13 protein-coding genes and 1 pseudogene are annotated in these 10,094 nt (G+C 69.5%); 6 read left to right on the forward strand and 8 right to left on the reverse strand.

The features are described 5' to 3' along the window. The first annotated feature begins 480 nt into the window (after nt 1-480). On the forward strand, nt 481-1,092 hold the full coding sequence (locus tag AB0M20_RS12080; RefSeq protein ID WP_364297229.1) for a TetR/AcrR family transcriptional regulator: 612 nt from the start codon (nt 481-483) through the stop codon (nt 1,090-1,092). A gap of 44 nt (nt 1,093-1,136) precedes the next feature. On the opposite strand, the gene AB0M20_RS12085 is transcribed toward AB0M20_RS12080, so the two are convergent. The 4 genes from AB0M20_RS12085 to AB0M20_RS12100 all read right to left on the reverse strand — a co-directional run bounded on the left by AB0M20_RS12085 (nt 1,137) and on the right by AB0M20_RS12100 (nt 4,447). Next, complete coding sequence (locus tag AB0M20_RS12085; RefSeq protein ID WP_364297231.1) at nt 1,137-1,433, reverse strand: hypothetical protein; 297 nt, start codon at nt 1,431-1,433, stop codon at nt 1,137-1,139. A 10-nt stretch (nt 1,434-1,443) separates the two neighbouring features. Next, entirely contained in the window at nt 1,444-1,632 is a 189-nt protein-coding gene (locus AB0M20_RS12090) for a hypothetical protein (RefSeq protein WP_364297233.1), read from the reverse strand. 221 nt (nt 1,633-1,853) lie between these two features. After that, nucleotides 1,854-2,495: a response regulator transcription factor gene (locus AB0M20_RS12095; protein ID WP_364297235.1), complete on the reverse strand. Its 642-nt coding sequence runs from the start codon at nt 2,493-2,495 to the stop codon at nt 1,854-1,856. Next, on the reverse strand, nt 2,486-4,447 hold the full coding sequence (locus AB0M20_RS12100) for a histidine kinase (RefSeq protein WP_364297237.1): 1,962 nt from the start codon (nt 4,445-4,447) through the stop codon (nt 2,486-2,488). The genes AB0M20_RS12095 and AB0M20_RS12100 overlap by 10 nt, the downstream gene beginning before the upstream one ends. Nucleotides 4,448-4,585: 138 nt before the next feature. Between AB0M20_RS12100 and AB0M20_RS12105 the strand changes: the two genes are divergently transcribed. Together AB0M20_RS12105 and AB0M20_RS12110 are read left to right on the forward strand one after the other, a co-directional pair. After that, nucleotides 4,586-4,945, forward strand: a complete 360-nt coding sequence (locus tag AB0M20_RS12105) for a hypothetical protein (protein WP_364297239.1) — start codon at nt 4,586-4,588, stop codon at nt 4,943-4,945. Between the two features lie 223 nt (nt 4,946-5,168). After that, nucleotides 5,169-5,780, forward strand: a complete 612-nt coding sequence (locus AB0M20_RS12110) for a hypothetical protein (protein WP_364297241.1) — start codon at nt 5,169-5,171, stop codon at nt 5,778-5,780. Nucleotides 5,781-5,821: 41 nt separating this feature from the next. On the opposite strand, the gene AB0M20_RS12115 is transcribed toward AB0M20_RS12110, so the two are convergent. The 4 genes and pseudogenes from AB0M20_RS12115 to AB0M20_RS12130 form a co-directional block, all read right to left on the reverse strand. After that, entirely contained in the window at nt 5,822-6,265 is a 444-nt protein-coding gene (locus tag AB0M20_RS12115) for an ester cyclase (protein ID WP_364297243.1), read from the reverse strand. Nucleotides 6,266-6,330: 65 nt separating this feature from the next. Then, nucleotides 6,331-6,702, reverse strand: a pseudogene (locus AB0M20_RS12120) (EamA family transporter); the annotation flags it as partial. Nucleotides 6,703-6,846: 144 nt separating this feature from the next. Beyond that, nucleotides 6,847-7,143, reverse strand: a complete 297-nt coding sequence (locus tag AB0M20_RS12125) for a hypothetical protein (RefSeq protein WP_364297245.1) — start codon at nt 7,141-7,143, stop codon at nt 6,847-6,849. A gap of 43 nt (nt 7,144-7,186) precedes the next feature. Further along, complete coding sequence (locus AB0M20_RS12130; RefSeq protein ID WP_364297247.1) at nt 7,187-7,498, reverse strand: hypothetical protein; 312 nt, start codon at nt 7,496-7,498, stop codon at nt 7,187-7,189. A gap of 255 nt (nt 7,499-7,753) precedes the next feature. On the opposite strand from AB0M20_RS12130, the gene AB0M20_RS12135 reads away from it, so the two are divergent. From AB0M20_RS12135 to AB0M20_RS12145, 3 genes are all read left to right on the forward strand, one after another. Then, nucleotides 7,754-8,749: an AraC family transcriptional regulator gene (locus tag AB0M20_RS12135; RefSeq protein WP_364297249.1), complete on the forward strand. Its 996-nt coding sequence runs from the start codon at nt 7,754-7,756 to the stop codon at nt 8,747-8,749. A 92-nt stretch (nt 8,750-8,841) separates the two neighbouring features. Continuing rightward, the gene (locus tag AB0M20_RS12140; RefSeq protein WP_364297251.1) at nt 8,842-9,855 is read left to right on the forward strand and encodes a hypothetical protein; all 1,014 of its coding nucleotides are present in this window, start codon (nt 8,842-8,844) and stop codon (nt 9,853-9,855) included. Between the two features lie 2 nt (nt 9,856-9,857). After that, the coding region (locus AB0M20_RS12145) for a hypothetical protein (RefSeq protein WP_364297253.1) at nt 9,858-10,094 on the forward strand (237 nt) is incomplete at its 3' end.

Consider the following 10,094-nt stretch of genomic DNA (forward strand, 5'->3'; position numbering starts at 1 on the left):
TTTCTATTTTTCATTCCAATAGTCATAGGATATTTTTTATCTAATTTTTTTGAAATAAAAACATTTAAAAAATAATACATTATTGCTAAGCTCAACCGCGGCGAGGGCCAGCGAGGCCGCGATTGCACCCAGCCAGCCCACGGACGTGCCGACATGGGCGACCAGCAAAGCCCGCCGCGCTGCCGGCTTCATTGCCGAGCGTCCAGCGCGACCGACGATGCGCTCGAGGCGTGCGTTCGGTGCCTCGAAGGGCCGTGCCCCGATAGCAGCATGACCACGACAAGAACCACGATGACACCTCCGACGACGGCGAAGACTTTGACCAGCGGGGCATGCCGGGCCGGTCGCCGTCCGTCCGCGACTTGCGATGTTCGGGCGCCTCAAAACCCACGCTTCCTCCTCGGCTCGTCCTGATTTGCTATACAGACTGTCTCGCAACAATACACTTCGTCGTGGTGCGGCAAAGTGTAAGATCTCAGGGTGCCGAAGTTGTGGAACGAGACGGTTGAGGAGCATCGCCGAACCGTGCACGCGACCATCCTTGATACGACGGCCGCACTCGTCGCCGAGCGAGGCATGGGGGTCACGATGTCGCAGGTCGCTCAGGCGGTGGGCATTGGGCGGGCCACCCTCTACAAATACTTTCCCGACGTGCAAGCGATCATGGTGGCGTGGCATGAGCGGCAGGTCAGCGACCATCTGCGGCAGCTCACCGAGGCGGTTGCGAGGTGCACCCAAACCGATGAGCGATTGCGCACGGTGCTCAGCGTCTACGCCGAGCTGTCGAGCACCGGTCGAGGTGATGACCCAGACCGACGCCATGCTTCAGGTGGCGGACATCGCACCGAACTCGCCGTCCCACTGCATCGAGCCGAACACGTGCATCAGGCGCGTCGGCACCTGCATGAATTGATGACACAAGCGATCGCCGCAGCCGCAGACGAGGGAGTCGCTCGAGACGACGTGCCGGCCGCCGAGCTGGCCACGTACTGCCTGCATGCACTTGCGGCGGCCGGCGACCTGCCGACGCGCGCCGCGCGTGATCGGCTCGTTGCTGTCACCCTGGCCGGCCTTCGGCCTGTTGCAGCGTGAGTCACTCGAACGCGCCGGTTACCGCGCAGTAGGGCCGGATTCCGTCAGTCGCGGGGGGTGCGCCGGTCCCAGATGTGCCGGCGGGTGGCGGCCAGCTCGGTGGCGATCTCGTCCCAGGTCGACAGGGTCGGTGATAGGCCGAGCACCGATGCGATCTCCGGCCAGCTGTGCCCGGCACGGCGGGCGGCGCTGATGGCTTCGGCGAGGGCCTTGTCGACCGCCGTGGTGGTCCGGCAGGTCACGGCGAGGTCGTCCAGTGGTGCGTGATTCCAGGTGCCGGTGTGATAAAGCCGTATGCGGTCGCCTCTGCCGCGTAGCCGCAACGCCTGCGTGCGTGTCATGGCTGGTCTCCTAAGCCTCGCTCTTCGGCGGGCCGGCGACGTCGGCGAAGCCGAAGGGATTGGGCATGCGGTGGAATCGTCCGGGGGTGTACCACCGGACCGCGTAGCCGATCTTCGTGCGCTTGCACCAGCACGACGGCAGGCACGCGCACGAGTGGTTGCCTGGATTGTGCAGCCGGGCGAGCAGGGTTCGTCCCATGTGGTTGAGCGTAGGAGGCTGTGGCCAGGAGCGGCAGGGGCGAAGGCCGGGGTGCACGCGCATTGTCCGTCCACTCGTCGAACCATGACGAGTCCGATCTTGGGGCAGAGACAGTTGTCGCCCGGCCGGCGCGGCCGCGGTCGAGCCGTTGATCGCAGCTCTTGGTCTCTTCGCGAGCGGCCGCAGCACGGTGGTTCGTTGAGGACGCGCGCAATGACACATCAGGCCGCGCGTAGATAGGTGAGCACGGCCAGGACGCGGCGATGGGCGTCTGCGGTGTCGGTGATGTCGAGCTTTCCGAGCAGGCGGCGTACGTGCGCCTCGACCGTGCGTTCGCTGAGGAACAGCCGCTTGGCCACGCCCGCGTTGGTGTACCCCTGGGCCATCAGTCGCAGCACGTCGTGCTCGCGCGCGGTCAGGTCGGTCAGTCCCCACCGTCCGTCGGTGCGGTGCATCAGTTGGCCGACGACGTGGGGATCCAGCGCTGAACCGCCTCGGGCCACCCGGTCGACCGCGGCCAGGAAGTCGGCGACGTCGAGGACGCGGTCCTTGAGCAGATACCCGAAGCCGCCGCGGGTGACCAGGTCGACCGTGTGTGCGGTTTCCACGTGCTGCGACAACAACAGGACGCCGATCGCCGGATGCGCCGCCTTGATCTCGGCGGCCGCACGGGTGCCCTCATCGGTGTGCGTCGGCGGCAGCCGGATGTCGAGCACGACGATGTCCGGTTGCTGTTCCGCGACCACGTCGATCAGGCCCTCCGCGTGCCCGTACGAACCGATGACGTCGTGACCGGCGTCCCGGAACAGGCCGGCGAGTCCCTCGCGCAGCAGGACCTGGTCCTCGACCAATGTCAGGCGCATGGCAGCTCCGCGGTCAGCCGGGTGCCGGTGGCGTCGCTGCGGACCATCAGCCGTCCGCCGGCCGCCTGCACCCGGTCGGCGAGCCCGGCTAGCCCGGATCCCGGTCGCGCGGCGGCCCCGCCGTTCCCGTCGTCGGCGACGGTCACCACCAGATGGCCGTTCTGGCGAACGGCGCTCAGCGTCGCGGTCGATGCCCGGGCGTGCTTGATGACGTTGGTCAGTCCTTCGCAGCCGACGAAGTACGCCGCCGCCTCGAGGTGCCGGTCCAGCCGTTCGACCGGCACCTCGACGGTGACCGGCAGCGGCGCCCGCCCGGCCAGTTCGCGGAAGGCGGCGCCGATGCCGGCGTCGAGCTGGGTGGGCGGCAGCTTGTGGGTGAGGTTGCGGAGTTCCTCGATGGTCGCGGCGAGATCGGCGACGGCGGTGTCGAGGCGGTCGGCCACGGCGGTGAGGCCCGCTTTGCGCATGCGTGCCTCAGCCGCCCGCAGTGAGATGCCCACCGTGACGAGCCGCTGCTGCGCGCCGTCGTGCAGGTCACGTTGGATGCGGCGGCGCTCGTCGTCGGCGGCACCGGCGATGCGTGCCCGGGATCGATCCAGCTCGGCGAGCTGCCGGTTGAGGTCGACACCGAGCCGGGCGATCTCCAGGGCGAGCCGACTGCGTTCCACGGCGAGGCGGACGGCGGTCTCGTGGGCCGGATCGTTGGTTGGGCCGTACTCGACGACCACATCGGCCAAGCCGTCGCGGTCGAGGCCGACGGCCGCCCGATCCGGATCGATTGCTGCCGGCCGGCCCCGCACGTCGCTGTACTCGTGTGACGCCGGCAGGAGCAGCAGCACCCGTAACGTCGGATCGTGCAGCACATCGCGCAGCAGGTCCTCGATCCGCTCGGGCTGCTCGGTGCCGGCCCGGAGCCGATCCAGAAACACATCGATGCGCACGCTCGCCGAGTACCGGTCCCGGGCGAACCGCCGGTCCACCACGTCCTGCACCCTCCGGCGCAACGGCCGGAAAACCACCGCCGCGATCAGCGTGCCGCCGGCCACGGTCCACGACGACTGACCGCCCAGCACCGCACCCAGCACGATCACGGTCCCGCCATAGGCGGCGGCGAGCAGCATCGACAACGCGAGGTACACCACCGTGCGGTTGACGATCAGGTCGACATCGAACAGCCGGTACCACAGCACCGCCGCACCCAGGCAGAGCGACGCGATGATCACGACCACCGGCGTCAGTGCCTGCACGAACGGTGAACGGCTCCAGAACGCGATGCACACCGGGGCCAGCACCGCGATGTCCAGCCCGGCCAGGGCGACCCACTTGAGCTGCAGGCGCTCCACCGGCCCGGCCCGGCGGTAGCGCACGATGAGCGACGCGACCGAGCCGGCCAACGCGAGCGTCATCAGCACACCGCCGACGGCGGCCATGACGACCCACTGCGGGCCGGGCCGGGCGTACGGATTGACTCCGGAAACGAAATTGCCACCGGTCCCGGGGTCGAGCAGCCACGCGGCCATGTACAGCGCGGTGCCGGCGCAGCCGGCGTAGGCGACCATCCGCCACCGCGGCCCGGGCAGCCGCCCGGTCGGAATCAACAGCAGCGTCAGGATCCACATCAGCACGACCGGCGACCAGCTACCGAACCCGATCCACTCGGCCAACGGACCCCCGGGCCAGCCCTCGGTGGATGCCCGATGCCCGTACACCCCGAGGAAACTGCCGACGGCGTCGAACGCGCCGAACCCGGTGAGGATCCACCCGACGGGACTGCTCGGGTGCCGGACGGCGATGAGCCCGCCGATGGTCGTGATCGTCAGGGTGTGGAGCGCGTACAGGATGCTCTGGTACGTCGGTGTCGACCCCCACCCCACCGCGACCGAACCGATCACGCCCAGCGTGGCGACCCCGACGCACACTCCGGCCGGCACAGACGCTCGCGAGGCTCGCACGACCTCATTGTCAGCCTGACCCGGCGGCCAGTACATCAGTGTTAGTACTCCATCGGAAGTGGTGCAGGCGCCGATGCGCCCCTGCCGGCCGCGCCCCTAGCGTCAGTGCATCACCATCGACGCGAAGGAGTCACCGCCGTGACCACCCGTTCAGCCCTTCTGCCGACAGCGTCGGCCATCCTGTTCGCAGTCGCCGGCCTCATCGACATCGCCTTCCTGGCCGGCATCGGCTCCGACGACGCGCCGCTCCCCGTGATCGTCATGTTCGCGCTGCTCGGAGCCGGCACGCTTGCAGCCCTCGTGCCGGCCCGGCGCGGCAGCCGACCGGCCCTGATCACCGTCGTCGCACTCAGAGTGGTCTCCGCGCTGCTCGCCATCGTCCCGTTCGTCACCGAGTCACCCCTCTGGGTCAGGGTCCTCGAAGCCGTTGTCATCGTCTCGACGGTGGTGGGACTCGTGCTCCTGCGCCGCCGGCCCGCACTCACCGCGGCGGCATGACCATGTCCCGGCGTACGGCGGCCGAACCGCCTGCTTCACGGCCACGACAATGGGAGGGCGGCATGGAGGAGTCGCGAGCACTTCAGCGCGCGGGATGGGCGGGCGCCACTTCGATCGTGCTGCTCATGGTCGGGTTGACGCTGTGCGCGACGGCCGGCGTCGAGAAGCCCGGCGTTTCGGACGCCGCCATCCTCGGCAGACCGCCGCCGGCATCGGGCTGCCGATGCTCGGCGCGGGACTCGCGCTGCTGCTCTGGTTCGTCAGCGGACTGCGGCGGTTGCTGGACCGGCTGTCCGGCGGCGACCCGCTCACGCACGCGATCGTGCCGGCGACGGCCCTGCTCGGCGGACTCATGATCACAGCTGTGTCGCTCGACGTGTCGAGCGCGATCACGGCATCGTCGGGCGAGTCCACCCCCGGCGCGGACATTGCCCGGGTGCTCAGCACGGCGGGCGGCCTCCTCGGGTTCGGTGGGCTGATCGGTGGCGCGGTGCTGGTCGCCGTGACGACGCGGATCGCCCGCCAGGCGCACGCCTTGCCGACGTGGGCCGTCTGGGTGTCCTACGCCGTTGCCGTGCTGTGCCTGTCCGGCTTCTGGGGCGCGGACGTGGCGGCTGTGCCCTTCTGGCTATGGGTGATCGGCGCCGTCGTGGGGGTGCTGCGCGCAGCGCGACGGACACCGCCGGCGCCGTCCGTCCCGGGGCAGGGCGCACCGGCTCCGAGAGCGGACCGCACGCCTCCCGAGAGAGCGCGCATCAGCGTGGGTGAGACGGTTGCCATGGGCTCGCTGCTTTGTGATCGCGGCGGTTCCGCTGATCCAGCCGGCAACCAGTGACGGGTCGAACGGTACGACCGGTCCGGCCTGATGCGATCGCCTCACCGCCGGAGGGACGCGCCCAACTGGGACAGCATTCCCGCTTCGTCGCTGACCACCCAGATTCCGCTGACGAGCCCTCCGGTCAGAGTGAGGACATCGATCGTGCGGACGGTCACCGTGCAGCCGGTCGGGGGCACCCCGCCGAGCGTGGACGGCCAAGTGCCGATGTGCCGGGCGGTCATCGCGAAGGCGACCACCACCTTGTCGTCCTGCGCGACTACCTCGAGGACTTCGACGCCCGTGCGCTCGAGAGCCACGTGGGTTGCCGCGGCCCGCTCGACCAGTGCGGTGAGCGGCAGCGCGGTCCCGTTGAGGGTGACCGGGTCGGTGTAGACGGTGGAGAACCGGACCAGCGCGTCGGCCGGATCGGGGATGGGTGCGGCCCATAGGTCGAGCAGGCGGGTGACGAGGCGACAGGCTGCGGTGCTGGGGTCGGTGAGCATGCGGACTCCTGGTGATGAGCGACGAGGGATGAGCGGTACGTGGCGCCGGCTCCGGCCGCGACGACGAGGAGGCCGCCGAGGATGTGCAGGAACCCGAGCCGTTGGTGCAGGACGACCGCCCCCACGACGGCCGCGAGGGCCGGCTCGAGGGACATCAGTGTCGCGAAGGCGGCTTGCGGCAGGCGCCGCAGCGCGGCGGTCTCCAGCACGAAGGGAAGCGCCGGCATCAGCGCCGCCAGACCCAGTGCCTGAACGGCCGTGCCCGCTCCGAGATGCCCGAGCGCCGCGCCGCTTCCCCACGGCGTCAGGAGCAGGGCGGCGACCGGCATCGCGAGCGCCACGCCGTCCAGCCCGGGCACGCGCCGGCCGACCCGGCCGGTGAGCAGGATGCACGCGGCCCAGGCGACCGCCGAGGTGGCGGCCAACGCGATGCCCATGACCGGGACCGCCCCGTGCCACGGCTGGGTGAGAGCCAGGACACCGGCCAGCGCGACGACGACCCAGAGCAGGCCGCGCCGGTGCCCCCGGTGGACCGCGACGGCCAGCGGTCCGAGAAACTCGATCGCGACCGCGGTGCCCAGCTACAGGTGGTGCAAGGCTCCCAGGAAGCTCAGGCTCAGGACGGCCGATGCCACTCCGAGCGACGCGATGGCGCGCCACTGATGCAGCGTCGTCGACCGGATGCGGGGCCGGATCAGCACGAGCAGGAGCACGGCGCCGAAGCCGGCACGCAGCCAGGCGGCGCCGGCCGCCCCGGTGGTCGCGATCAGGGAGACCGACCAGGCGTCGCCAAGCTGAACGCTCGCCATCGAGATCACGGTCAGCGCGACAGGTCCCGACGTGGTGAGGCGGTTGCCGCGAGCAGTCAGCGGTGACATGGGTGGCTCCGTCCGGTCGGCGGGCTGAGTCAGCGGCACGGGATCAGCGGCGCGGGGCGATGGCCGCCGCCAGGATCGGCCACCCGAACAGGACGGCTAGGTAGGGCCGCTGCACCAGCCCGTCGTGGTCACCGAAGCCGACCACGACCATGGCCACGGTCAGAGCCAGCGTTCCGTACGCCACGGTCCGGGCCGCCACCTTGAGGAAGCCGAAGCCGTCGGTACGGCGTACCGCCCGCACCAGCACGAAGGAGGCGCTCACCAGCAGCAGGAAGAGAAGCAGGGACGCGTACTGATGAAGCCAGAAACTGCTCGACGCGAGCGCCCCGTCGCCGTAGTCGGTCTGGGTGGACATTCCTGATGGTCCTTCCGTGGTCTTGTTTTGCTCCCACAGACTCATGGATCCGGCGTATCCACCCCAGGGTGCGTACACGGAGAACGATGGTGGTGCAGGCACCACTATCCGGCCAGGTGCACCCAGCACCGCCTTCATCCTTCAGCCATCGGCAGGGCAAGAACCCCGTTCACGTGCAGACAAGAACTTGCTATCCGGCAAGGAGTCGACAACGATGGCAGTCGTAGGTCTGTGTAGTCGGACGGGAAGTTGCACATGGATCCGATCGTCCAGGCACCGTTCGCGGTGACGGTGGGGACCTGCGACCTGGATGAGGCACGGGCCACGTGCGGTGAGCATCTGTATCCGAGGTCCATGCGGCTGATCGACCCATCGGCTCGCCTCGCCGCCCGCTTCGCCTTCCTCCACCTGGATGGCCTCACCGTCAGCGATGTGCGGTACGGGGCGGCGGTGGCCGGAGAATGCGCAGACCTGGGCAGCTATCACGTCAATCTGGTGGCGGCCGGTCACTTCGCTGCCCAGCAGGGATCTCGAACGATCAACGGTGATACCAACACCGCCGGTGTTTACCGTCCCGTTGGCCACAACTTCCTGCACGGCGCCAGCGCCGACTGCCACCTGCTGAGCCTCAGCATCGACACGGATGTCTTGGAGGAGGCTCTGGCCTCGCTTCTGAACGCACCCGTCCGCGGCCGGCCGCGGCTGGCCGAACAAATGGACGTGCGTCGGGCACCGGGGCGTTCCTGCGCGGAACTGATCCGGTTCCTCGCAGACGAGATCCACAATCCCAACAGCCTGATCTATCAGCCCCTCGTTGCGGCTCCGCTGCAAGAGACCCTGGTCATGTCCCTGCTGTTTGCGGTGGATCACCAGTACCAGGATGCTTTGCGCCAGTCGGCACCACGTTGCCCCAGCCATCGCGTCAACCGGGCAATCGATGCGATCCGCGATGAGCCGCAGCGTCCCTATACCGTCGCCGCGTTGGCGAAGATCGCCGGTGTGGGCCTGGGATGTCTGCAACAGGAGTTCCACCGGCAGGTCGGCGTGCCGCCCATGGCGTATCTGCGCGAGGTGCGCTTGGCTCGGGCGCACAACGAACTCGTCGACGCCGATCCTGATCAGACATCCGTCGCCGACGTCGCCCGCCGGTGGGGGTTCGCTCGGCCGGGCTGGTTCGCCGACCGATACCGAAGGCTCTACGGCCTCGATCCCGCCGAGACACTGCGCCGCGGTAAGCACCACCACCGCTAGGGTCCTGAGTCGTTGATGTTCAGGAGCGCTTGTTGGCGGAGTGTCACCTACTGGGCACCGCGAGTGCGGCCAATCGGCGTACTGTGCCAGCTATGTTCGCCGATCCGATCAGGGCGGATCCACACGCCGCCAGCGTGCCCGCGACCGAGGCGCCGCAGCGCGCGTCCCGGAGCGCAGTACCGGTCGCGGCCCAGCAGATGCTCGCCCTGCAGACGGCCGGCGGTAACCAGGCCGTGCTCAGGATGATGGCACGGTCGCACACGGCCTACGCCGAGGAAGAACTGCCGGGTCCCGTCTCCCAAGGAGAGCCGGGTCCGACGTACGGCCCGGCGGTCGATTCGGCCCCGGCGGTCGATCCCGTGTCCGCCACCGGGGGCGGCCCCGCGGCCGCCTGCACGATCACCACCCGCACGAGGGCGGCGGCGCCGGACGGCACGGCGAACACGCGGACAAGGGTCGGCGCCAACGAGGAGGTCGAGCTGACCTCTTCCGTGCCGGTGATCTGGACGGCCAGCACCGGCACGGTCGTGCCGGCCGTGCTCGGCCCGCTGCCGAGCGCCACCGCGGTCTGGACGGCGCCGATGACGGCGGGCCCGGGCACGATCACCGCGACACCACCGGGCGGCACGGCGTGCACGATCGCCATGACCACCGTGACACCCGCCTCGCGCACTCTGACGGTGACCTCGGCGCGTTCGTACACCGCGGGCCTGTCCGGCTCCGGGTTCATCGCCAACGTCGTGATCAATCCGCTGGACGTGTCCTGGACGCGCATCGAGGTGCGCGAGGAGGCCGTGGATGCGGCCGCCACGGGTTACTACGACACCGTGTTGCACTGGAACGGCCTGATGCACCCGGTCGGGACCTGGCTACGGCTGAACGCCGCCAACGGTGGCCTGCGGGACACGGTCGGCACCAACCCGCCGGGTGGTCCGACGCCGTTCAGCGCCGGCCGGTTCACCTGGCCTATCCCGCAGAGTTTCCGGGAACCCGGGACCGGTGGCGGCGCCCGTTACAGCACCGGCACGCACCTGCAGGTCATGGCCGATGCGACGGGCGCCGAGACGACCAGCAAAGAAGGCGCCAGCGGGAGCCGGACGCCGTAGCCATGCCGACACCCCTGGATGCCGAGGCGGCCGCTTGGCGCGACCTGCCACGAGATGAGTACGACCGGACCGTGTACGCCCTGCTCGACGCCCTGCCGGCGGCCGACCCCGCAGTCCTCCCGCTGGCCAGCGCCACCCTGCGCCGCGACGCACCGACGTTGACCGACTCGGTGGCCCGCTGCGCGGAGCGCCTGATCGACTTCGCCGCCACCGCGACCGAGCCGGACCGCGCCCGCAGC

Source organism: Actinoplanes sp. NPDC051633, from assembly GCF_040681735.1.
Lineage (GTDB): Bacteria > Actinomycetota > Actinomycetes > Mycobacteriales > Micromonosporaceae > Actinoplanes.